This is a genomic window from Gordonia sp. DT218 (genome assembly GCF_049847105.1).
Lineage (GTDB): Bacteria > Actinomycetota > Actinomycetes > Mycobacteriales > Mycobacteriaceae > Gordonia.
Window position 1 is genome coordinate 27,743 of the sequence record NZ_JBNCNS010000010.1, and the last position, 22,437, is coordinate 50,179.

Here is a 22,437-nt window from a genome sequence, read left to right on the forward strand (position 1 = left end):
CATGGGCGACACCCGACGACGTCGACGATGAACTCCTCCAGCCGGATTCCGTTGCCGGCCGTGAACTCGTCGTCGCCGTCGGGTCCAATGCGTCGCCCGCTGTCCTGCGTACGAAACTCGCCGCGGTGATCCGCGACTCCAACCCGCCGATGGTCCGCCTGACGGTCTCCCATCTCGCCGTCGGACACTCCGCCCACGTCTCCGCACGGGGCTACATCCCCGCGGCGCCGTACTTCTCCCCAGGGGCGCAGCTCCATACCGTCGGCGCATGGCTCACCGACGACGAGACCGCTGTCCTCGACCACACCGAACCGAATTACGATCGCATGATGCTTTCCACCGCCGACCACCCGGTCGTTGCAGCAACCGTTGTCCCCCAGACATTCTCGCTCTATGTGTCCCGACACGGCATCCTCGGTGACCCGCAGACCGCCACGCCCCTTCCGCTTGGCTCGCAGCGCGACGCCGTCGAATGGCTCGGCGCACGCCTGGCCCATCCGGCATTGGACGGACCCACGGACGCCGTGTGCCACCGACTGGCGGAACCTGCGGTGGGTGCACGGATCACCACCTCGTTGCGGTCGGCCGACCTGGCCCGCGACGCCGGATTGGCACCGACCCGCTCTCGCGAAGGCATGGCACGACAGTGAGTTCGACAGACACGGAACACCCTGAGACCGACGTGGACTCGCGGGTCACCGAGGAACAGGCCCACCTCGACCAGGTCTATGGGCGGCTGGATCGCATGCGCGCCAATACGCAGCGCCGCCTCTCGTCGACGTTGCGCGAGAAGGGTGGCACCCCGCAGGCACGGTCGGAACGCGAATCCTATGAGCGGCTCTACACCGACGATCTCGCCAAGTTCGATGCCGCCGAACACAATCTCTACTTCGGCCGACTCGACCTCGACGACGGTGAGATCCGGCGGATCGGCCGTATCGGCGTCCTCGACGACGACGACGCGGACACCACGCTGCTTCTCGATTGGCGGGCACCTCTCTCACGCCCGTTTTACCTGGCCACGCCCGCCGCACCGGAGGAGGTGGACCGACGACGGCATGTCCGGACCCGGAGCAGGCACGTGCGGGCGGTCAACGACGAGTACCTGACTCTCGGCGACGCCTCCCCCGACGACGTCGGGCACGGGGACGTGGTCAACGAGACCGCGCTGGTCGCGGCGCTGAACGCCGCCCGCACCGGCGAGATGACCGACATCGTCGAGACGATCCAGCGCGAGCAGGATCTGATCATCCGATCCTCACATCGGGGGGTCACCGTGATCCAGGGTGGACCCGGAACCGGAAAGACGGCCGTAGCCCTGCACCGGGCCGCGTACCTGCTGTACACCCACCGGGACATCCTGTCGCGCAGCGGTATTCTGATCATCGGTCCCAATGACGACTTCCTCACCTACATCGGTCAGGTTCTCCCGTCACTCGGCGAGTCGGGGGTGCTGCTTTCCACCATCGGCGACCTCTATCCCGGCGTCCACGCGGCCGCGACCGAAACCCGCCACGCCGCAGCGGTGAAGGGCGATCCACGCATGGTGGAACTGCTGAAGCGTGCGGTGCGAGCCCGGCAGTCGCTGCCACCCAAGCCCGTTCCGGTGGACTTCGACACCTATCGAGTGATGATCGACTCCGCACTGATCAAGACGGCACGAGCCAAGGCGCGGAGTTCCCGACGCGCACACAACCTCGCGCAACCGGTCTTCCTCCGCGCCGCGCTGGACGGATTGGCGCAGGCCCATGCCCGCACGATCGGCTCGAGTCTGCTCGACGGCTCCCAATTGCTCAGCGGCGCCGACATCGCGGACATCCGCGACGAGATGAACCAGGATCCCGAGATCCGCCGTGCACTGCTGCGCTACTGGCCGTCGTTGACGCCGCAGGCGATGCTGCGCGAGCTGCTCGCCGACTCCGCCGCGATTCGGAAGGCCTCCCCCGGCTGGTCCGACGAGGATCGCAACGCACTGCACCGCACGTCACCCCGGCCCCGAAAGGATGGCGGTGATCTCACCCCCGCCGACGTCCCGCTGCTCGACGAGCTCGCGGAGCTGATCGGCTACGGCACCGATGACGCCGAGCGCGCGGAACGTGAACGCTGGCGCCGTCAACTCGCCGACGCCCAGGACGCGCTGGACATCCTCACCGGCTCCGCGCCGCAAGATCTCGAAGACGAGCTCGATCCGGAAATCCTGATGGCCTACGACCTGATCGACGCCGAACAGTTGGCGGCCCGCCAGACCGAGACTCAGCGGCTGACCACCGCCGAACGCGCACACGGCGACCGGAATTGGGCCTTCGGGCACGTCATCGTGGACGAGGCGCAGGAGTTGTCGGCGATGGCCTGGCGAATGGTGATGCGCCGCATACCGAACCGGTGGATGACGATCATCGGCGACACCGCGCAGACCGGCGACCTGGCCGGCACGCGATCGTGGGGTGATGTTCTGTCACCGTATGTCGCAGACCGCTGGCATCTGCGTGAACTGACCGTCAACTACCGGACACCGGCAGAGATCATGACCTATGCGACACGCATGCTCGCGCAGATCAGTCCGACGCAGTCCCCACCGACGTCGTTGCGAAGCAACGGGATCGAACCGGTCGCCATCCACACCGACGTCGCCAAGCGTGCACAGATCGCCGTCGAGGCGGCAGGGCGACCCGAACTCACCGGTGTGACCGCGGTGATCGTGCCCGCACGGCTCCACGACGATGTGGTGGCCGAGACGACCGACATCGATTCACCACCCCGCGTACTCACCGTCGGCGCCTGCAAGGGCCTCGAGTTCGACAACATCGTGGTGGTCGAACCCGCGGCGATCATCGCCGACTCGCCACGCGGCTACTCGGATCTCTATGTGGCACTGACCCGGGCGACGCAACGGCTGACGGTGGTCCACTCCGACGATCTGCCCGAGGAGTTGCGCGACGTGACGAACGCCCCCGACACCTGGTGACGGTGTCGAGGGCGTTCGCTTGTCGCTGATCGCGCGGTTATCGCTACGTCGTGTGCACGATCAGTACGTCGCAGGCCGACTTTCGTGCGACGTCGGCCGGAACCGAGCCGAGCAGTCGCCCGGCGATCGAGTTCAAGCCGCGGTTTCCGACGACCAGCAGATCCGCGTTGACGTCGGCGACCAGTTGCAACAAAGCGTCGACCGGCGCTCCCTTGACCGAACGGGCGTCGATGTTGCCGGCCCCCGACTTGGTCGCACGCTCCTTGGCGGTGCGCAGGATCTCTTCGGTCGGCGACGATCCGGTGATCTGATATGCCTCGTCCTTCAGCACATCGGCCGCGCCGCCCGCTCCGCGATCGTTCGGAAAGTACGCGCACGCGATGACCAGCGAAGCCGATTCGCCTGCCAACGCCCCCGCACGATCGACAGCCCTCAACGACGACTCAGAGCCATCGGTGCCCACGACGACCGTCTTGTATGCGCTCATCCCAACCTCCACGAGTCAGTCTGCCCCGCAGTCACGAGGCAGGTGTCATCCCCACACTGTAGAACCCCTGATCCGGCAGAGTAGTTGGCGGCGTGCCGGTTTGTCCGCACTTCGTGGTTATCCGCACATTTCGCGCGGGGCTGCGATCCACCACCCACCGCTGGTCGCGGGTCACTTGATACCGGCCGCGTCCATTCCCCGGAGTTCCTTCTTCAGGTCGGCGATCTCGTCGCGCAGCCGGCCCGCGAGTTCGAACTGCAGGTCGCGCGCGGCACTCATCATCTGATCGGTGAGCTGAGCCACCAGGTCGGCGAGTTCGGCTCGCGGCATCGACGACGTGTCGCGCTTCTCGATGACCCCGGCGCTGCCGCCCCTGGCCTTGGAGACCTCGCCCTGGGCCCGGCGCCCCCGGCTCGCGTTGCGACCCGAGCCACCCACCGCGACCGCCTCGTCCTCGGCTTCCCGATAGACCTGGTCGAGGATGTCGGCGATCTTCTTGCGCAACGGTTTCGGGTCGATCCCCATCTCCGTGTTGTAGGCGACCTGCTTCTCCCGGCGGCGTTCGGTCTCGTCGATCGCGTTGCGCATCGAATCGGTGATCTTGTCCGCGTACATGTGGACCTCACCGGACACGTTGCGGGCGGCACGTCCGATGGTCTGGATCAGCGAGGTCGTGGACCGCAGAAAACCTTCCTTGTCGGCGTCGAGGATGGCGACCAACGACACCTCGGGCAGGTCGAGGCCCTCGCGGAGCAAGTTGATGCCGACCAGCACGTCGTATTCGCCGGATCGCAACTGACGGAGGAGTTCGACGCGACGCAAGGTGTCGACCTCGGAATGCAGGTAGCGCACCCGGATCCCGAGCTCGAGCAGATAGTCGGTGAGGTCTTCGGCCATCTTCTTCGTCAGCGTGGTCACCAGGACACGCTCGTCACGCTCGGTGCGTTCCCGGATCTCGTGGACGAGGTCATCGATCTGTCCCTTGGTCGGCTTGACGACGACTTCCGGGTCGATCAGACCGGTCGGCCGGATCACCTGTTCCACGAATTCACCGTTGGCCTGGCCGAGTTCATACGGGCCCGGCGTCGCGGACAAGTACACCGTCTGTCCGATCCGGTCGACGAACTCGTCCCACGTGAGCGGTCGGTTGTCGACCGCCGACGGCAACCGGAACCCGTAGTCGACGAGATTCCGCTTGCGCGACATGTCACCTTCGTACATGCCGCCGATCTGTGGCACGGTCACATGGGACTCGTCGATGACCATGAGGAAGTCGTCCGGGAAGTAATCGATGAGGGTTGCCGGCGCGCTGCCCGCGGAGCGACCGTCGATATGTCGCGAGTAGTTCTCGATACCGGAGCAGAAACCCACCTGCCGCATCATCTCCAGGTCGTACGAGGTGCGCATCCGGAGTCGTTGTGCCTCCAGCAGTTTGCCCTTCGATTCGAGCTCCGCCAACCTGGCCTCGAGCTCCTCCTCGATACCCTTCATCGCCTTCTCCATGCGCTCCGGTCCGGCGACATAGTGCGTGGCCGGGAAAATCCGCAGCGAATCGACCTGACGTACAACGTCTCCGGTCAGCGGGTGCAGGTAGTAGAGCGATTCCACCTCGTCGCCGAAGAACTCGATGCGCACCGCGAGCTCTTCATAGGAGGGGATGATCTCGACGGTGTCGCCGCGCACGCGGAAGCTGCCACGGGTGAAGGCCGTGTCGTTGCGGGTGTACTGCACGTCGACGAGAAGTCGCAGCAGGGCGTCCCGGTCGATCTCGTCACCGACGGACATCTCGACCGACCGGTCCATGTAGGACTGCGGCGTGCCGAGGCCGTAGATGCAGGACACCGACGCCACCACGACCACGTCCCGTCGCGACAACAGATTGGAGGTCGCCGAGTGCCGCAGGCGTTCGACGTCGTCGTTGATCGACGAGTCCTTCTCGATGTAGGTGTCGGTCTGCGCGATGTACGCCTCGGGTTGGTAGTAGTCGTAGTACGACACGAAGTACTCGACGGCGTTGTTGGGCAGCATCTCGCGCAGCTCGTTCGCGAGCTGCGCGGCGAGCGTCTTGTTCGGCGCCATCACCAGGGTCGGACGCTGAATCCGCTCGATGAGCCACGCCGTGGTGGCCGACTTACCGGTACCGGTGGCACCGAGCAGGACGATGTCCTTCTCACCCGCCGCGATCCGGCGTTCGAGGTCGGCGATGGCGGTGGGCTGGTCGCCGGCCGGTTCGTACTCGCTGATCACCTCGAACCGGCCTTCGGTGCGCTCGATCTCCCCGATCGGCCGGAACTCGGAATGCGCGAGTACCGGATGTTCTGCTGCAAAAGCCATAGTGCCAGGGTAAACGCGCGGTACGACAGTTGTGTTCCGTCGGCGGCGTCGGCCGCCGCGACATAGGGTGTCGGGCATGACGGGAGCTCCGCATCCGCCCAAGCGGGAGGTCTTCGACGTGCCGGCGATGACCAACACCGACAACAAGGGTTTCGTCCGGCCGGTCGAACGTTATGAGATCACCGATCACGGCCTCTACATGTCCCGGCCGGCCGATCATCCCCGGTTCTTCCACCTCGAGTCATGGCTGCTGCCCGACCTCGGGCTGCGGGCGAACATCTTCCACTTCACCGTCGGCCATCGCGACGGCCAGCGCCTCTATCTGGATGTCGGGCGGTTCGGTTGGCCCGACCACGACGGCCGCTGGCATGCCGAGGACTGGTATCTCGACCTCGTCGACGTTCCCGGCCATCCACTCGCACTGATCGACGTGGATGAATTGTTCGATGCACACACCGCGGGCCTGCTGGGGACCGGCGAATGCGAAGAGGCGGTCGCGATCGCGACCCGCGCCCTCGTGGGTGCCGCCGAACACGGTCACGACGTCCAGGCCTGGCTGGACGCGGCCGCCGGTGGGTCGGTGTTCTTCCGGGATCACTCGTAGCGAACACGAATCGGGGCGCCCGGACCATCGTCCGCGGCGCCCCGATTCATCAGTCAGATGATCAGGCGTTCATCAGGGCAGCACGACACATCCGCTGAACGGGAGTTTCACGGACCCGGTGTCGGGGATCTCGAATCCTTGGCCGACCTGGACCGTCTTCGTGACCCACGTGATCTGCTTCGAACTGTTCACGTTGTCGGCCTGGCGTGCCTTGATCGTCCACGTCCCGGGCTTGTCGGGCGTGAAGGTGAACGTGGCCTTCGTGCCGACCGCCTTGGTTGTCTTGGGAGAGCCGATCCCGTCTGGGTCCGCGATGAAATACTGCACGTTGCCCTTAGGCGTCGTGTTGTTGATCGTGGCCTCGACGTCGTACTCACACCCCGTGCCGTAGCGATCCGCCACGGAGCCGTAACCCGAGGGCGTGGTGATCTTCAGATCTGTCACAGCGGCGCTCGCCGGCGCGGCCATGACGAGAGCTGCCGCTCCGGCGCCGACGAGGGCGGTGGCTGCTCCGACAATACGACGTCCCTTGGTGAAAGCCATACGATGATCTCCTTGAGGTTTGTGGATGCGGCCGTATCCCAGATATTCACGACCGATCTCAGGTATTCCACAGTTGCCGCGGATCGGCAACTTCCAGAGTTCGAGATCCCCAAGTGGATCCACGGAGTTCATCTCGCCCGAGCTGCAGCCCGCCGACGGTTCCGCACACCCGGGCGGTACCTGACCGAATTACAGGATGACGCAGGAGCTGCCGGTGTAAAACGCCTGCACGACGGTGAGTTCGCCCGTGGTCTTCGTCGAATTACCTTGCTTGGCGGTAATCGTGTACTTGCCCGGCAGCAGCGGAATCCAGCTGTAGACCGCCTTGTTGTCGTTCGGGGTGACCGACTTCGAGCCGGCCACCGTGCCGGTGACCGTGAACTGAACCGGGTCCGCGGAGCCGTCGGTGGTCGCGATGACGCCATACCCGCATCCCGCGCCGTACCGATTCTCCCCGACCGATCCGAGCAGGGCCGAGTTGTCGATTTGCAGATCGTCGGTCAGCGCCGCGTTCGCCGGTGCGGCCAGCACGGCACCCACTGCGGCGACACTCACGAACGCGACGGCCGCCGACACGGCGCGACCTCTCGTGCATACACCCATGGCTGTTCTCCCTCGACTCAGAGCAGTGACGTAGGTCGCACCTGTCAGGTGCGGGCTTCACGCTAGCAAAGCTCGACACCCACAGCCGGACGAAGCGGCATATCTGGCCACGAACGTATCCAGAGTTCATCCGATCACGGGACAGCTACCCGTCGAAGCTCCCGCGCTTCCACTCGGCGACACGGCGATAGGCGTCGTCGAACCACGGTTCCTTCGTTCCCACGTAGCGGTCGAGATCACCGTCCGCCCCGGCCATGGCCGTCTTCTTGATCTGGGCATACTCGTCACGTGCAGCATCATCGGCCCGCAGCCAGTCACGGAAGTCGATCGCGAACGCGCCGCCCGGCGAACCGGCGGGCCGTACATGCACGTTGACCGGACGGCCAGGGTCCGCCGAGCCGTGAAAACGCTTCCCCCACAGCCCTTCGTCGACCGAACCGGTCGCCGGGTCGGGCTTGGGACGGTCGCCCTCGATGCCGGGGACGCGCGGAAACCCGCCGTCGGCGAGCACGTCGACGAGTGCATCGGCCACGCCGAGGTCGGCGACGGTGACCTGGACGTCGATCGTCGGTTTCGCGGCGAGTCCGGGGATTGCCGTGGAGCCGATGTGGTCGATGGCCGTGGCCTTGTCCCCGACCACCGCCCACAATCGGTTCACGATGCGAGCCCCCTGGGCAGCCCACGCCGAGTTCGGGTCTGCCAGCGTCAGCGGACCCCGCACCCTGGTCCGGGACCGGACATTCTGATCGAAGGGCACCAGACGGTCGTCCCACAGCGCGGCGGCCGCGGCGGCGAGATCCTCCGGTGTACCCGAGTTGTCGAGCCACACGTCGGCGACCGCACGCCGCTGCTCATCGGTGGCCTGCGCTCCGATCCGGGCCCGGGCGTCGGCTTCCGGCATGCCACGTGCCGTGGTCAACCGCGCAATCCGCACCTCCGCGTCCGCGTGCACGATCACGACCAGATGGAAGAACGGGGCCATGTTCCCCTCGACCAGCAGGGGGATGTCCTGCACGACGATCGCGTCGTCGGGAGCGGCATCGAGGAGTTCCTGGGTGCGCTTCCCGACCAGCGGATGCGTGATCGAGTTGAGCTTGGTGCGCTGCTCCTCATCGACGAATGCCTTGGCCGCAAGCGCCGGCCGGTCGAGGGTGCCGTCGTCGCCGAGGATGTCGTCGCCGAACGCCGCCACCAACGCAGCCAATCCGGGTGTCCCGGGCTCGACCACTTCACGAGCGATCTTGTCCGCGTCGATGTGGTATCCGCCGCGTTCGATGAAGGTCTTCGCCACCGTCGATTTCCCGGCACCGATGCCGCCGGACAGCCCGAGTCTGATCACCCGACCAGTCTCGCAAACCGCACGACGCCGGTTCCGCCGGGCCGCCCCCGGGGTCAGCCGGTGACGCCCGCGAGTTCGATCGTCGACCGGGTCAGGTCGGCCTGCCCTTGCCTCTCCCCTGTCACGAGATCGACTGCGACCACTGCTTTGGCAGTCGGATCCGCGACGTAGGCGATGCCATCCTGGACGTGTACGTTCGGCATCGCCGCCTGCCATTCGTCGGGCTCGGTCCACGCGCCGATCACGTCGATCTTCTTGGTCTCGGCGCCTGTGACCGGGTCGTACACATGGAGCGCGCCGTCGGTGCCGAGGATCACCGCTGAGCCGCTCGGACCACGCCCCATGGACCGGAAGCTGTAACTCGCGGGGAGCGTCACGACGCGCATCTGGCCGGTCCGCGTATCCGTGAGTGTGAATCGGTTCGGGGACTCGAGTTCTGCGTCCTTGTCGGTCTTGTAGTCACCCAGCACGATAGCGGAGTCCTCGCTGCCGACCTGATTGCCGATCCGGCCGTAGGCGTCCGGGCTGTGCACCTTCTGGATCTCGTTGCCGCGCACGATGAGGATGCCGTCTTCGCAGCCAAACGTCAGCACTCCGTGGGCGGCCGCGGCCTCGCCGTGGACACCGGGACACTGATCGTTGCGGGCGATCTCCGTGCGATCCCTGTCCAGGATGACAATCCCGCTGCGGGTCTCCTCGTTGCCCGACGTCACCACCAGTGAACCGTCACCGCGCGACACGGCGACGCCATGATGCGGCTCCGGCGCGGTGTACTCGGAGGATTTCGCGTTGCCCCGCAGCAACTCTGCCGGCTCGACGATGTCGACCTCGCCGGTGCCGTCGGTGAACAACGTGATGCGGGCATCGTGCGGTACGACGTGGCCCGGCTCCTCGCCGCCGAAACGCATGTCGGTCATCGTCGGAGGTGTCGTGTAGTGATGCCCGTGGTCACCGTGCTGCCGCGTCCAGGTGCCCATGTCCAGAACACGGAATCCGCCTGCCTCCGATACGAACACGTGGCGGCCGTTGTCGGCGCTGTTGAGACGGATGAATCCGTCGGTCGGGATGTCGGCGATCTGCTGCAGCGATTCGGCATCGAGGACGAGGATGCCACCGTCGTAGCTCAACGCCAGACGCGGTGTCGCGCTCTGCTCTTCGACCGGCGCCGAACTCGCGGGCGCACCGCTGGCGGCCGTCGATTCTTCCGAGCCGGGACCGCAGGCGGTCAGGGCGAACGACGACGCGACAACCATCGCGACGACCTGTGTCAGTTTTGTCCGTTGTGATTGCACGCGGGACAGTCAACGTGTTGATGAAAATTATTGTCAACAACTTATGATTGCGCCGGCTCGGCGGCCGGCCCGGACATGACAAAGCTCCCCGGCTCAAAAGGAGCCGGGGAGCTTTGTGTGGAACTACGAACCGCTGATCAGGCGTTACCCGAAAGCTTCTCGCGAAGTGCGGCGAGCTGCTCGTCGCTGGCGAGCGAGCCACCGGTCGATGCGGGAGCGCTGGCACTGCTGGGCGCGCGGCCCTCAGATGCCGACGAGTAGTCCGACGGTGCATTCTCGGCCTCGGCGGCCGCAGCGGCGAACTTCTCGATCTGCGCGGTGTGCATCTTGTGGCGACGCTCGGCCTCGGCGTAGCGGGCCTCCCATGCCTCACGCTGCTTCTCGAAGCCCTCGAGCCACTCGTTGGTGTCGGCGTCGAAGCCCTCGGGGAAGATGTAGTTCCCCTGCTCGTCGTAGCTGTCGGCCATGCCGTACTTCGACGGGTCGAACTCCTCGGTGTAGTCCTCGTTGGCCTGCTTGAGGCTCAGCGAGATCCGGCGACGCTCCAGGTCGATGTCGATGACCTTGACCATCGCGTCGTCACCGACGGAGACAACCTGATCCGGCACCTCGACGTGGCGCTCGGCCAGCTCGGAGATGTGGACCAGACCCTCGATGCCCTCGTCGACGCGGACGAACGCACCGAACGGCACCAGCTTGGTGACCTTGCCCGGGACGATCTGGCCGATCGCGTGGGTACGTGCGAACTGACGCCACGGATCTTCCTGGGTCGCCTTGAGCGACAACGACACCCGCTCGCGATCGAGATCGACGTCGAGGACCTCGACGGTGACCTCGTCGCCCACCGCGACGACCTCGGACGGATGGTCGATGTGCTTCCAGGACAGCTCGGAGACGTGCACCAGACCGTCGACCCCGCCGAGATCGACGAACGCGCCGAAGTTGACGATCGAGGACACGACGCCCTTGCGGACCTGGCCCTTCTGGAGCTGGTGCAGGAACTCGCTGCGCACCTCGGACTGGGTCTGCTCGAGCCATGCACGACGCGACAGGACCACATTGTTGCGGTTCTTGTCGAGCTCGATGATCTTGGCCTCGATCTCCTTGCCGATGTACGGCTGGAGGTCGCGCACGCGACGCATCTCCACCAGCGACGCCGGGAGGAAGCCACGCAGGCCGATGTCCAGGATCAGGCCGCCCTTGACGACCTCGATGACGGTGCCCTTGACGGCCTCGTCCTTCTCCTTGAGCTCCTCGATGGTGCCCCAGGCCCGCTCGTACTGGGCGCGCTTCTTGGACAGGATCAGGCGGCCTTCTTTGTCCTCCTTGGTGAGGACCAGAGCCTCGACCTCGTCACCGACGTTGACGACCTCATTCGGGTCGACGTCGTGCTTGATCGAGAGTTCACGGGAAGGGATGACGCCTTCGGTCTTGTAACCGATGTCGAGCAGAACCTCGTCACGATCGACCTTGACGATGGTGCCCTCGACGATGTCGCCATCGTTGAAGTACTTGATCGTGGAGTCGATGGCGGCGAGAAAGTCCTCGGCCGAGCCGATGTCATTGACGGCTACTTGCGGCGAGGTGATCGTGGGGGACGACATATGTTGCGTTGCTCCGGACAGGTGTGTAGTAGGTACAGTTTTTTCGAGTCTGTGGAACGGCATGGACCGCCTCCGTGCGATTCGACCGACGAGCAGTCGTCCACCGGATTGGCATGCTGAACCGCGCGTTATCGAGCACACGCGCGTGAGCAAGCGTACTCCAGGGCCGCTGTACTGGGCAAATACGTGCCACAAGGAGGTCGACGCATGGTCCATTCGCTCGAATTGCTCCTCGACGAGGCCTCTGACCAGTACATACGTGACGAATGGCACACGCTGGACAGTGCCGGCCTGCCGAACCAGAGCACCATACGGTCCGGCAGCAACCGCCCACACGTGACGCTCGTGGCCGCGAAGCGCATCGCCGGGGCGGCCAACGCGGCCCTGGCCCCGGCGAGTCTGCGACTGCCGTTCGCCGCCACGATCGGGGCACCGATCCTGTTCGCCCAGGGTTCTCGCACCACCCTCGCGCGGATCGTCGTCCCATCGACCGAACTGCTGTCAGTGCACGCCCAGGCGATCCGGTTGCTCACCGATCACCTCGGCGACGGGGAACCGACGACGATGGCGCACAGCACACCCGGATACTGGACGCCCCACGTGACGCTCGCCCGCCGACTGGACCCGGATCAACTCGGCCGCGCGCTCGCCGCACTCGACTCCCGCGCCACCATCGACGGTTCGTTCGTCGGACTGCGGCATTGGGACGGCGACGCGAAGACCGAGTTCGTGTTGGGTGGACGCGCCTGCTGACAAACGAATGACCAGCGAAATCAGTGCTGGCCCTCGTCGGCGGCACCGGCGCATCATTGATGCATGACCACATCACCGCGGAACGTCGTCACCGCCGACGAGTTCGCGGGACGTCTGTTCGCCTCGGCGCTGGCAACCGCGGAGACGATGAGCGTCTACCTGGGTGATCGGCTCGGCTGGTACGCCACCCTCGTCGAGCACGGCCCCCTCACCCCCGACGAACTCGCCGAGCACAGCGACACGCACCCGCGCTACGCGCAGGAATGGGTGGAGATGCAGGCCGCGTTCGGCATCCTCGACGCCGACCTGGGTGCCGACCCCGTGCGGTTCTCGATCTCGCCGGGAGTCGCCGAGGTCCTCACCGACACCTCCAGCCTCTCGTTTCTGGGCACGCTCCCCCAGATGTTCGCGGCCTCGTTCACTCACCTGCCCGAGTTGCTGGACGCCTATCGCACCGGCGGCGGGGTCAGCTGGGAGCGACTCGGCGTGGACGCGCGCGAATCCCAGGCCGGGATGAACCGGCCGTGGTTCGACCGGCAACTCGCACCCGCGCTGGCCGGTGTCGAACACCTGCACAGCCGGCTGTCGCGGCCGGGTGCGCGGATCGCCGACATCGGGTTCGGCGGCGGACACTCCACCGTCGCGCTCGCGAATGCCTATCCTGAGGCAACGTTCGTCGGACTCGACATCGACGCGGAATCGGTGGAGATGGCCCGCCGCACCGCATCCGATGCGGGTGTCGCGGATCGGGTGGAGTTCCTGCTCGCCGACGGCGCGGACGCGTCCGCCCGGGGCCCCTTCGATGCCGCTTTCGCCTTCGAGTGCCTGCATGACATGCCCCGTCCTGTGGAGGTGTTGTCGGCAGCTCGTGCTTCGCTTGCGCCGGGTGGGTCGATGGTCGTCATGGACGAAGCAGTGTCGGATGAATTCGCCGGTCCCGCAGAGGATCTGGACAAGATCATGTACGGGTTCTCGCTGTTCGTGTGCCTGCCCGATTCGATGAGCTCGCCACCCTCGGCGGCGACGGGGACCGTGATGAGACGGTCGACGCTGACGTCCTACGCACGCGAGGCCGGGTTCACTCGGGTGGACGTCCTCCCGATCGAGAACTTCAGCTTCTTCAGGTTCTACGAACTCGTGACACACTGAGGCCGATGATCGAGGACGAACCCGGCCGATCGGATTCAGCCCAGCCGAGCGGGGCACGACCCCCGCGTGTGCTGGGCAGCGTCGATTCGACGACAAGTGACCGCGCGAACCGGTGGTGGTGGGACCACGATGCCGAGAACTACCACGCCGAGCACGGCGATTTCCTGGGCACCTTCGCCGCCGGTGGTGATTTCGTCTGGTGCCCAGAGGGTCTCCGCGAAGCCGACGTCGGACTGCTCGGCGACGTCGCCGGCCGCGACATCCTCGAGGTGGGCTGCGGTTCGGCGCCCTGCTCCCGATGGCTCGGATCGCAGGGCGCTCGGGTGGTCGGGGTCGACCTGTCCCGACGGATGCTCGGCATCGGGCTGGCCGCGATGGCCGCCGACGGAATGCACGTTCCACTCGTCCAGGCGACGGCCGAGTCGCTGCCGTTCGCCGGCGAATCCTTCGACGTCGTGTGTTCGGCGTTCGGCGCTGTTCCGTTCGTCGCGGATTCGGCCGGGGTGATGGCCGAGGTGGCCCGGGTCCTACGGCCCGGTGGGCGATGGGTGTTCGCTGTCAATCACCCGATGCGCTGGATGTTCCTCGATGACCCGGGCCCCGACGGGCTCGTCGTGCACATCCCGTACTTCGATCGCACGCCTTACACGGAGGCCGACGACACCGGGTCGATCACCTACGTCGAACACCACCGGACAGTCGGCGACCGGGTACGCGAGATCCGTTCCGCCGGTCTGCTTCTCGACGACATCGTGGAACCGGAATGGCCCGAGGGATTCGACAAGGAGTGGGGCCAGTGGAGTCCTTTCCGTGGTCAGTACTTCCCGGGGACCGCGATCTTCTGTTGTCGTAAGCCGTAGCTGACGGCGGGTCAGGCGTGTGCCTCGGCCGCAGCCACCTCGCCTCGATGACACCACCCTGGTTCCGAACCAAGGTGGTGTAACCGAGTCCTGGTGGATGTTCAGGCGGCCGCCGGTGCGATCAGCCGCCGGACCCGGGCAGCGAGCCCGTCCGCTTCGTCGACGTCCGACCATCCCCAGTGGATCGCCCGGTTACCTGCCTCGACGATCGCGTCGGAGCGGCCTTTCTCTTTGCGCAACACCGCAACTCCGCTCAGTCCGGAATACTTCGACTCGCCATCGGCCTCGCCGACGGTCCGATGCTCACGCCAGTAGAAGTCGACGCGAGCGATCCACCGCCCCCAGTTGTCGTACAGGTTGACCTGCAATTCGGGCATCGGCAGACCGCGATCGACGAGCTCGATCCGGCTGCGTGACTCCAATACGGATTCGGCGAGTCCGTTGAGCTCCGACACCACCAGCCGCGCTCGGGCCGCCCCGGTCATCTTCGAGATGAGGTCGAGTTCGTTCTGCAGTTCGTCGACGCTGCACAGTCCGGCGTGCAGCGCGGCGTCTCCGACGGCGATCGCCGGGACCCGATTCGACGTGCGGGCGATGTCGACCACTGTGCGCGCCGGTGATGTCACCAGCACCCCGGCGACGACGGTTGTCGCCGGGGGACGTCCGTCCGTCACGAGCCTGACCGCGCCGGAGGAACGGGAACCGGGCGATCGGGTCTGGTCCACCATGACGACTTGGCGCGTGTCCAGCCCCCACACCGGAAGGCCGAGGACCGACGCACCGGATACGGCCGCCAAGGCTCGGCCGGGACGCCGGGCCGTCCGCAGGCGGGCGATCGCGACCTCCCGATGTCGTTGCTCACGGCTACCGTCGAGGAAGGTCGGCGTGATGAACACGCCCCGAGCCAGCGACTCGAGGTGGCCTGCCTCGACTGCACGCCGGACGTCGTATTCGGTGTGGCCACGCGCGGCCAGCTCCTGACGGGTCAGTGCCTGCTCGATATGGAAGAGATCGCTCATGGTGATTGGACGCAGCGCTGGGCCGTCCGGCTCCCCGGAAGCGCCGCGAACTCGCCACCTCGAATCCGTGACACCACCTTGGTTCGGATCCAGGGTGGTGTCACTGATTCGAGGTGGCTGACGTCCAACACGCAACGCTCACAACAACTTCGACAGGAATCCCTTCGTCCGCTCGTGCTGCGGATTCGACAGCACTTCCCGGGGAACACCCTGTTCCACCACGACACCGGCGTCCATGAACACCAACTGGTCGGCGACCTCCCGCGCGAAGCCCATCTCGTGGGTCACCACCACCATCGTCATGCCGGTGGCGGCCAACTCGCGCATCACGCCCAGCACCTCCCCGACGAGCTCCGGATCCAACGCCGAGGTCGGCTCGTCGAACAGCATGAGCTTCGGCTCCATGGCCAACGCACGGGCGATCGCGACGCGTTGTTGCTGTCCGCCCGACAGCTGCGCCGGGTAGGTGTCTGCCTTCTCCGACAAACCGACCCGGTCGAGCAGATATCGCGCCCGCTCGATGGCGTCCTTCTTGCTCTGCTTCTTCACCTGCGTCGGCGCCTCGATCACGTTCTCCAACGCGGTCCGATGTGGAAACAGGTTGAAATGCTGGAACACCATGCCGATGTCGCGGCGCTGCTTGGCGGCATCTTTCGGACTCATCTCGTGGAGCTTGTCACCGCGCTCTTGATAGCCGATGAGATCCCCGTCGACGTAGAGTCGGCCCGCATTGACGACCTCGAGATGATTGACACATCGCAGGAACGTCGACTTCCCGGAGCCCGACGGCCCGATGAGGCAGAGCACCTCACCGCGGCCGACCTCCAACGTGATGCCCTTGAGGACCTGCAGCGAACCGAAGTTCTTGCAGACCCGGTCCGCCTGCACCATCGGGCGCTCAACGACGCTCATCGCTCTCCCCATCCACGATCGGCGCATTCTGCACGGCGGCCATGGCCTTCAGCTGCCGGGCGGTCATCTGTTTGCTCGCCCCCTTCGAGTAATAGCGCTCCAGGTAGTACTGGCCGACCATCAACACGCTCGTCACGATCAGATACCAGGTCGACGCCACCATCAGCAGCGGGATCGGCTGGAAGTTGACGCCCGAGATGTCGCGGGCGCGACCGTAGACCTCACCGGTGAACGGCACCGCCGCCACGAGGCTGGTCGTCTTGAGCATGCTGATCACCTCGTTGCCGGTGGGCGGGATGATCACACGCATTGCCTGGGGCAGCACGGTCCGACGCATCGTCTGGGCCCACGACATGCCCAGCGCAACCGATGCCTCGGACTGTCCCTCGCCGACCGAGGACACACCGGCCCGGACGATCTCGGCCATGTAGGCGGCTTCGTTGAGGGCGAGACCGATCATCGCGAAGGTGAAGGCGGCGTTGAGCGACTGGATGTCGAAGTGCGCGAACTGGTACACGAACGGGACACCCAGGTCGATCTGCTTGTAGATCGACGGGAACAGTCCCCAGAACACCAACTGCACGTACACCGGCGTTCCTCGGAACACCCATAGGTAGACCCACGCGGTGTACCGGAGTACCGGGTTCGGGGACAGTCGCATGATCGCCAGCAGGACACCCAAGATGATCGCTATGAGCATCGCGAGCACGGTCAGCGCGAGCGTGTACCAGACTCCGGACAGTATGCGTGTGTCGAACAGGTACTTGGCATAGGTGTCCCACGCGTATGCCGCGTTGGTGGCCGCGCCGTAGACGAACAGCGCGGCCACCACCAGGACGATCGCCGCGGCGGCCCACTGACCGGGATGACGCAGGGGCACAGCCTTGATCGGGTCCGGATCGGTGGGGTCGGCCCCCGTCGGTTGCGGACCCGTGGACGGAGAGCTCACTGCCTAGCTGACCGCGCCGTTGATCACCGCGTTCGGGATGGTGCCCGACTGCACGCCCCAGTTCTCGGCGATCTGCTTGTACTGACCGTTGTCGATCAGGTGCTGGACGGCCTGGCGCAGCGCCTCGGCGAGCGGCGATCCCTTGGCCACCGGGTAGCCGTACGGAGCAGATTCGAAGACTCCGCCGGCGGGCTCGAGTGCGCCGTCGGATCGCTTGATCGCATAGGCGGTCACCGGCGAATCCGCGGACATCGCGTCGACCTTGCCCAGCACCAGCGCGTTGACGGCCTCGTCCTGCGAATCGAACTTGACCTTCTGGATGGCGGGCTTACCCGCGTCGGTGCACGCCTTGATCTTGGCAGGGACCTCGTCGGTGTCCTCGACGGTGGTCGACTGCACGGCGACACGCTTTCCGCACGCGTTGTTCGGATCGATGGACCCGCCCTTCTGCTGGGCCCACTGGATGCCCGCGCTGTAGTAGGTCACGAAGTCGACCTGCTTCTCGCGCTCCTTGCTGTCGGTGAACGACGACATGCCCACGTTGTACGTACCCTGCTGCACGGCCGGGATGATCTTGTCGAAGTCGGCTTCCTTGAACACCGGGCTCAGGCCGAGGACGCCGCCGATCGCGTTCATCAGATCGACGTCGTAGCCGACGATGTTGCCGCTGGGGTCCTTGAACTCGTTGGGCTGGTAGGGCACGTTGACGCCGACGATCAGCTGGCCGGACTGCTTGATCTTGTCGGGCACCATGTCGGCGATCTCCTGGACCTTGGCCGCCTCCACCTTCGCCGACGACGACGCCGGACCCGACGACTCGGAATCCTCGTTGTTGGAACACCCCGCCAGGGCGAGAGCCAGGACCGCGAAGAGTGCTACCAACACTCCACCCAGTCGGGACGATCGCAGAAAACGCATCAGACACCCCATCTGTTCACAATTCTCCATGCATCTGCATGTTCGGCGCACGACGGCACAGGCGGCCGTCGTCGACGCACATGACGAACTTAATGGCTACCCAGCCGATCCACCGGCTAGTTACCAGAGATTTACCGGATGCCCGGGTGAGGCCACGCGATCACGCGAATGGGAGCTGGACCTCAGACCCGCTCGACAACTGCTTCCGTGAACTCACGGGTCCTCGCCGTGCCGCCGAGATCTGCCGTGGCCGTCGACTGCGCGAGTGTGTCGGCGACCGCCGCTTCCATCCGGCCCGCCACCGCGACGAGCCCACCATCGGATGACGCGACTCCATGTCTGCGCACCGCCATTGCCGTCGACAGGATCATGGCGACCGGGTTCGCCAGCCCGCGGCCGGCGATGTCAGGGGCCGCGCCGTGCGTGGCCTGTGCCATCACCTTGGTGTCCGAACAGTTCACCGACGCAGCCAGGCCCAGCGAGCCGGCCAGCTCGCCCGCAAGATCAGAAAGGATGTCGCCGAAGAGATTCTCGGTGACGATCACGTCGAAGTCGGATGGGCGACGGACGAGGTGCGCGGCCATCGCGTCGACGTGCTGTTCGTCGACGACCACATCGGGGAAGTCGGCGGCCACCTCCCGACACACGTCGCGAAAGAGTCCTGTGGTGAGCCGCAGGACATTTGCCTTGTGCACGATCGTCACGTGCGACGACCGCTCGCACGCCGCTTCGAAGGCCATCCGGGCGATCCGTTCCGATGCTTTTCGCGTGATCATCCCGACCGCGAGCGCCACGTCGGGCGTTGGCATGAACTCACCGCTGCCGGCGAACATGTTGCGGTCGGCATAGAGCCCTTCGGTGTTCTCCCGGACGATCAGCACGTCGATGTCCCTCGCGGTGGCACGCACTCCACGGAAGGCACGCGCAGGCCGAAGATTGGCGAACAGCTCGTAGCGGGACCGGATCACTGCGCCGGGAGTTCGCTCGGAGTGCGGTGCCGGATAGCTCGCGGAGTCGTGCGGTCCCATCACCCACAGGTCGAGATCGTCGAGAGCGCACAATGTCTCGTCGGGAACCGGGTTGTCGTGACTGTCGATCGCGGTGCGCCCGAAGGGCAGGTCGACCCACTCGACACCGATGCCCTCGGCACCGGCTGCGGCGTCGGCGACTGCGATGGCAGCCGGCACGATCTCGGGTCCGATGCCGTCGCCGGTCAACACCCCGATGCGGGTCATCAGTGCGCCGCGTCGTCCCATGAACGACCGAACCCGACCGAGACCTCCAGTGGGACAGACAGAGTGATCGCGCTGCCCATCTCCTCGCGGACGACAGCCTCGATCGCGTCGCGTTCACCCTCGGCAACCTCGACGACCAGTTCGTCGTGGACCTGCAGGAGCACGCGCGACCGCAGTTCCTCACGCTCGAGACGTCCGTAGACGTTGATCATCGCGACCTTGATGATGTCGGCCGCGGTGCCCTGGATGGGAGCGTTGAGCGCCATCCGCTCCGCGGACTGACGCCGTTGCCAGTTGTCGCTGTTGAGATCCGGCAGATACCGACGCCGGCCGAACAACGTGGCCGTGTACTCGTTGCGCCGGGCCTCGGCGACGACGTCGTGGAGGTAGTCACGGACACCACCGAACCGCGCGAAGTACGCCTCCATCTGTTCCTTGGCGTCGTCGCGGCTGATCTTCAACTGTGCGGCGAGACCGAACGCACTGAGCCCGTATGCGAGGCCGTACGACATCGCCTTGACCCGGTGGCGCATCTCGGTGGTGACCTCGTCGATCGGCACCCCGAACGCCCGCGATCCCACGAAGTTGTGCAGATCCTCGCCGGTGTTGAAGGCCTCGATCAGCCCGGCGTCCTCCGAGAGATGCGCCATGATGCGCATCTCGATCTGGCTGTAGTCCGCGGTCATCAGACAGTCGTAGCCGGTACCCGCGGAATCGGCGCCGACGATGAAACCCTTGCGGATCTGCCGCCCCGCCTCGGTCCGGACCGGGATGTTCTGCAGGTTGGGCTCGGTCGACGACAGCCGGCCCGTCGCGGCGACGGTCTGGTTGAACGTCGTGTGGACGCGTCCGTCGTCGGCCACGGATTTGAGGAGACCGTCGACGGTGACCTTCAACCGGGTCGCGTCACGGTGCTCGAGCAGATGCGCGAGGAAGGGATGCTCGGTCTTCTCGTACAGGCTCTGCAGTGCGTCTGCGTCGGTGGTGTAGCCGGTCTTGGTCTTCTTGGTCTTCGGCATGTCGAGCTTGTCGAACAGCACCGTCTGCAACTGCTTGGGCGAACCGAGATTGATCTGCTCGCCGATCACGTCGTATGCGGCGTCGGCCGCGGTGCGGATGCGTTGGGCGAAGTCACTTTCCAGCTCACCGAAGTGGTCGACGTCCACCGCGATCCCGGCCGCCTCGAGCTGGGCGAGCACGAACAGCAGCGGCAGCTCCATCTCGGTCAGCAGCGGCTTCGAATCGATCTGCTCGAGCTCGGTATCCAGGGTGTCGGCGAGTTCGGCGACCGCCCGCGCCTCCAGCATCTGATGCTCGGCGTGCTTGGCATCGCCTGCGTCCTCGTCGAGCAGTGACATCTGCCCGTCGTCGGGTGCCGCGTCGTCGCGGAGTTCGCGACGCAGATAGCGCAGGGTGAGGTCGTCGAGATTGAAGGTGCGCTGCCCGGGGCGGACGAGATAGGCCGCCAGCGAGGTGTCGCTGGTGACGCCCGCGAGAGTCCAGCCGCGCGCCCGTACGGCGTGGATCGCCCACTTCACCTCATGCAGCGCCTTGGGCCGATCGGTGTCTGCGAGCCACGCCCCCAGCGCCTGCTCGTCGTCGGCGTCGAGCACGGTGACATCCAGGTAGGCCGATGTCCCGTCGGCGGCGGCGACGGCGATGCCGGTGGCATCGGCGCCCACCACCTGGTGTGGCGACGTCACGGCCACGCCGCTGCGCCCGGTCGTGGTGTGCTCGTCCAACCATGCGCGGATCTCGCCCGCACCGAGGATGGTCCCGTCGAGGTCGAAACCCGATTCCGCCTCGGGCTCAACCGAACTCAACGTCGAGAACAACCGGTCGCGGAGAACGCGGAATTCGAGGTCGTCGAACAGCTGATGGATACGATCGCGGTCCCAGCCGACCATCGCCAGTTCGTCGGGTCGGGCGGGAAGCTGCATGTCGCGCACGAGTTCGGTGAGTTGTCGGTTGGTCTGCACCGAGGCCAGGTGGGCGCGCAACGCGTCACCGACCTTCCCCTTCACCTCGTCGACGTGGTCGACCAGAGAGGCCAGCGACCCGTATTCGCGAATCCACTTCGACGCGGTCTTCTCCCCCACGCCGGGGATGCCGGGCAGATTGTCACTGGGATCGCCGCGGAGCGCCGCGTAGTCGGGGTACTGCGTGGGGGTGAGGCCGTACTTCTTCTCGACCTCGTCCGGGGTGAACCGGGTCAGTTCCGAGACGCCCTTCTTCGGGTAGAGAACCGTCACCGAATCGTCGACGAGCTGCAGCGAATCACGGTCTCCGGTCACCACCAGGACCTGGTAGCCCTCGGCCTCGGCCTGTGTCGCCAGCGTCGCAATGATGTCGTCGGCCTCGTAACCGTCGATGGCCATCACCGGGATACCCAGTGCGCCGAGAACCTCCTTCGTGAGGTCGACCTGCCCGTTGAACTCGTCCGGGGACTTCGAACGCTGGGCCTTGTACTCGGGGAACATCTCGGAGCGGAACGTCTTGCGTGACACGTCGAAGGCCGCGGCGACGTGGGTCGGCTCCTCGTCGCGCAGCAGGTTGATCAGCATCGACGTGAAGCCGTAGACGGCGTTGGTGGTCTGACCGGTCGCCGTCTTGAAGTTCTCGGCCGGGAGCGCGAAGAACGCCCGATAAGCCAACGAGTGTCCGTCGAGCAGCATCAGGACCGGCTTGCGTTCCTTCCCTGACGAGGTTTTCGCGGGGGCGGTCGAACTCTTCGCGGGACTCACCCCAGCGAGTCTAGTGACACCGCCCGACAGCTCGAGGGGGTGTTCGGCCGCGTCGATACCCCGGCGGCGCCGACAAGATCACGAAGGCGCGCACCCACTGCGCATCCGCGCAGGTCGCGACACGCGC

At 65.9% G+C, this 22,437-nt stretch carries 19 protein-coding genes; 6 read left to right on the forward strand and 13 right to left on the reverse strand.

Annotated features, from left to right (window positions below):
- The first annotated feature begins 125 nt into the window (after positions 1-125).
- The gene (locus ACPXCG_RS23590; RefSeq protein ID WP_425794813.1) at positions 126-650 is read left to right on the forward strand and encodes a hypothetical protein; all 525 of its coding nucleotides are present in this window, start codon (positions 126-128) and stop codon (positions 648-650) included.
- Entirely contained in the window at positions 647-2,965 is a 2,319-nt protein-coding gene (locus ACPXCG_RS23595; RefSeq protein ID WP_425794814.1) for a HelD family protein, read from the forward strand. The genes ACPXCG_RS23590 and ACPXCG_RS23595 overlap by 4 nt, the downstream gene beginning before the upstream one ends.
- A 43-nt stretch (positions 2,966-3,008) precedes the next feature.
- Here the strand turns inward: ACPXCG_RS23595 and ACPXCG_RS23600 are convergent, their stop codons facing one another.
- Together ACPXCG_RS23600 and uvrB are read right to left on the reverse strand one after the other, a co-directional pair.
- Positions 3,009-3,452 carry a universal stress protein gene (locus tag ACPXCG_RS23600; protein WP_425794815.1) on the reverse strand — a complete coding sequence of 148 codons (444 nt, stop codon included), beginning with the start codon at positions 3,450-3,452 and terminating at the stop codon, positions 3,009-3,011.
- 171 nt (positions 3,453-3,623) lie between these two features.
- A complete protein-coding gene (uvrB, locus tag ACPXCG_RS23605) occupies positions 3,624-5,786 on the reverse strand; it encodes an excinuclease ABC subunit UvrB (protein ID WP_425794816.1) in 2,163 nt (720 codons plus the stop codon).
- 76 nt (positions 5,787-5,862) lie between these two features.
- Here uvrB and ACPXCG_RS23610 point away from each other — a divergent pair, with 76 nt between their 5' ends.
- Positions 5,863-6,390, forward strand: coding sequence for a DUF402 domain-containing protein (locus ACPXCG_RS23610; RefSeq protein WP_425794817.1), 528 nt, complete (start codon positions 5,863-5,865; stop codon positions 6,388-6,390).
- Positions 6,391-6,462: 72 nt separating this feature from the next.
- On the opposite strand, the gene ACPXCG_RS23615 is transcribed toward ACPXCG_RS23610, so the two are convergent.
- From ACPXCG_RS23615 to rpsA, 5 genes are all read right to left on the reverse strand, one after another.
- The gene (locus ACPXCG_RS23615) at positions 6,463-6,933 is read right to left on the reverse strand and encodes a hypothetical protein (RefSeq protein ID WP_425794818.1); all 471 of its coding nucleotides are present in this window, start codon (positions 6,931-6,933) and stop codon (positions 6,463-6,465) included.
- 189 nt (positions 6,934-7,122) lie between these two features.
- A complete protein-coding gene (locus tag ACPXCG_RS23620) occupies positions 7,123-7,536 on the reverse strand; it encodes a hypothetical protein (RefSeq protein WP_425794819.1) in 414 nt (137 codons plus the stop codon).
- Positions 7,537-7,681: 145 nt separating this feature from the next.
- Positions 7,682-8,875, reverse strand: a complete 1,194-nt coding sequence (coaE, locus tag ACPXCG_RS23625) for a dephospho-CoA kinase (protein WP_425794820.1) — start codon at positions 8,873-8,875, stop codon at positions 7,682-7,684.
- A gap of 53 nt (positions 8,876-8,928) precedes the next feature.
- Positions 8,929-10,167, reverse strand: coding sequence for a zinc metallochaperone AztD (aztD, locus tag ACPXCG_RS23630; protein WP_425794822.1), 1,239 nt, complete (start codon positions 10,165-10,167; stop codon positions 8,929-8,931).
- Between the two features lie 137 nt (positions 10,168-10,304).
- Positions 10,305-11,771: a 30S ribosomal protein S1 gene (rpsA, locus tag ACPXCG_RS23635; RefSeq protein ID WP_425794823.1), complete on the reverse strand. Its 1,467-nt coding sequence runs from the start codon at positions 11,769-11,771 to the stop codon at positions 10,305-10,307.
- A gap of 207 nt (positions 11,772-11,978) precedes the next feature.
- Between rpsA and ACPXCG_RS23640 the strand changes: the two genes are divergently transcribed.
- From ACPXCG_RS23640 to ACPXCG_RS23650, 3 genes are all read left to right on the forward strand, one after another.
- Complete coding sequence (locus ACPXCG_RS23640; protein WP_425794825.1) at positions 11,979-12,524, forward strand: 2'-5' RNA ligase family protein; 546 nt, start codon at positions 11,979-11,981, stop codon at positions 12,522-12,524.
- Between the two features lie 63 nt (positions 12,525-12,587).
- On the forward strand, positions 12,588-13,673 hold the full coding sequence (locus tag ACPXCG_RS23645) for a class I SAM-dependent methyltransferase (RefSeq protein WP_425794826.1): 1,086 nt from the start codon (positions 12,588-12,590) through the stop codon (positions 13,671-13,673).
- Between the two features lie 5 nt (positions 13,674-13,678).
- Complete coding sequence (locus ACPXCG_RS23650; RefSeq protein WP_425794827.1) at positions 13,679-14,533, forward strand: class I SAM-dependent methyltransferase; 855 nt, start codon at positions 13,679-13,681, stop codon at positions 14,531-14,533.
- A gap of 101 nt (positions 14,534-14,634) precedes the next feature.
- Here ACPXCG_RS23650 and ACPXCG_RS23655 read toward each other — a convergent pair whose 3' ends face one another.
- The 6 genes from ACPXCG_RS23655 to polA all read right to left on the reverse strand — a co-directional run bounded on the left by ACPXCG_RS23655 (position 14,635) and on the right by polA (position 22,310).
- Positions 14,635-15,552 carry a hypothetical protein gene (locus ACPXCG_RS23655; protein WP_425794829.1) on the reverse strand — a complete coding sequence of 306 codons (918 nt, stop codon included), beginning with the start codon at positions 15,550-15,552 and terminating at the stop codon, positions 14,635-14,637.
- Positions 15,553-15,690: 138 nt separating this feature from the next.
- Complete coding sequence (locus tag ACPXCG_RS23660) at positions 15,691-16,464, reverse strand: amino acid ABC transporter ATP-binding protein (RefSeq protein WP_425794830.1); 774 nt, start codon at positions 16,462-16,464, stop codon at positions 15,691-15,693.
- Positions 16,451-17,413, reverse strand: coding sequence for an amino acid ABC transporter permease (locus ACPXCG_RS23665; protein ID WP_425794832.1), 963 nt, complete (start codon positions 17,411-17,413; stop codon positions 16,451-16,453). Before ACPXCG_RS23665 ends, ACPXCG_RS23660 begins: the two co-directional genes overlap by 14 nt.
- Before the next feature lie 3 nt (positions 17,414-17,416).
- A complete protein-coding gene (locus ACPXCG_RS23670) occupies positions 17,417-18,331 on the reverse strand; it encodes an ABC transporter substrate-binding protein (protein ID WP_425794834.1) in 915 nt (304 codons plus the stop codon).
- A 182-nt stretch (positions 18,332-18,513) separates the two neighbouring features.
- Positions 18,514-19,587, reverse strand: coding sequence for an isocitrate/isopropylmalate dehydrogenase family protein (locus tag ACPXCG_RS23675; RefSeq protein WP_425794835.1), 1,074 nt, complete (start codon positions 19,585-19,587; stop codon positions 18,514-18,516).
- Positions 19,566-22,310: a DNA polymerase I gene (gene polA, locus ACPXCG_RS23680; RefSeq protein ID WP_425794836.1), complete on the reverse strand. Its 2,745-nt coding sequence runs from the start codon at positions 22,308-22,310 to the stop codon at positions 19,566-19,568. Before polA ends, ACPXCG_RS23675 begins: the two co-directional genes overlap by 22 nt.
- Between the last annotated feature and the right edge of the window lie 127 nt (positions 22,311-22,437).

What these genes read in the sequence shown, in the direction of transcription:
- ACPXCG_RS23600 (WP_425794815.1), bottom strand. Translation starts at nt 3,452, where the DNA reads ATGAGCGCATACAAGACGGTCGTCGTGGGCACCGATGGCTCTGAGTCG.
- uvrB (WP_425794816.1), bottom strand. Translation starts at nt 5,786, where the DNA reads ATGGCTTTTGCAGCAGAACATCCGGTACTCGCGCATTCCGAGTTCCGG.
- ACPXCG_RS23610 (WP_425794817.1), top strand. Translation starts at nt 5,863, where the DNA reads ATGACGGGAGCTCCGCATCCGCCCAAGCGGGAGGTCTTCGACGTGCCG.
- ACPXCG_RS23615 (WP_425794818.1), bottom strand. Translation starts at nt 6,933, where the DNA reads ATGGCTTTCACCAAGGGACGTCGTATTGTCGGAGCAGCCACCGCCCTC.
- ACPXCG_RS23620 (WP_425794819.1), bottom strand. Translation starts at nt 7,536, where the DNA reads ATGGGTGTATGCACGAGAGGTCGCGCCGTGTCGGCGGCCGTCGCGTTC.
- rpsA (WP_425794823.1), bottom strand. Translation starts at nt 11,771, where the DNA reads ATGTCGTCCCCCACGATCACCTCGCCGCAAGTAGCCGTCAATGACATC.
- ACPXCG_RS23640 (WP_425794825.1), top strand. Translation starts at nt 11,979, where the DNA reads ATGGTCCATTCGCTCGAATTGCTCCTCGACGAGGCCTCTGACCAGTAC.
- ACPXCG_RS23645 (WP_425794826.1), top strand. Translation starts at nt 12,588, where the DNA reads ATGACCACATCACCGCGGAACGTCGTCACCGCCGACGAGTTCGCGGGA.
- ACPXCG_RS23650 (WP_425794827.1), top strand. Translation starts at nt 13,679, where the DNA reads ATGATCGAGGACGAACCCGGCCGATCGGATTCAGCCCAGCCGAGCGGG.
- ACPXCG_RS23655 (WP_425794829.1), bottom strand. Translation starts at nt 15,552, where the DNA reads ATGAGCGATCTCTTCCATATCGAGCAGGCACTGACCCGTCAGGAGCTG.
- ACPXCG_RS23660 (WP_425794830.1), bottom strand. Translation starts at nt 16,464, where the DNA reads ATGAGCGTCGTTGAGCGCCCGATGGTGCAGGCGGACCGGGTCTGCAAG.
- ACPXCG_RS23670 (WP_425794834.1), bottom strand. Translation starts at nt 18,331, where the DNA reads ATGCGTTTTCTGCGATCGTCCCGACTGGGTGGAGTGTTGGTAGCACTC.
- ACPXCG_RS23675 (WP_425794835.1), bottom strand. Translation starts at nt 19,587, where the DNA reads ATGGGACGACGCGGCGCACTGATGACCCGCATCGGGGTGTTGACCGGC.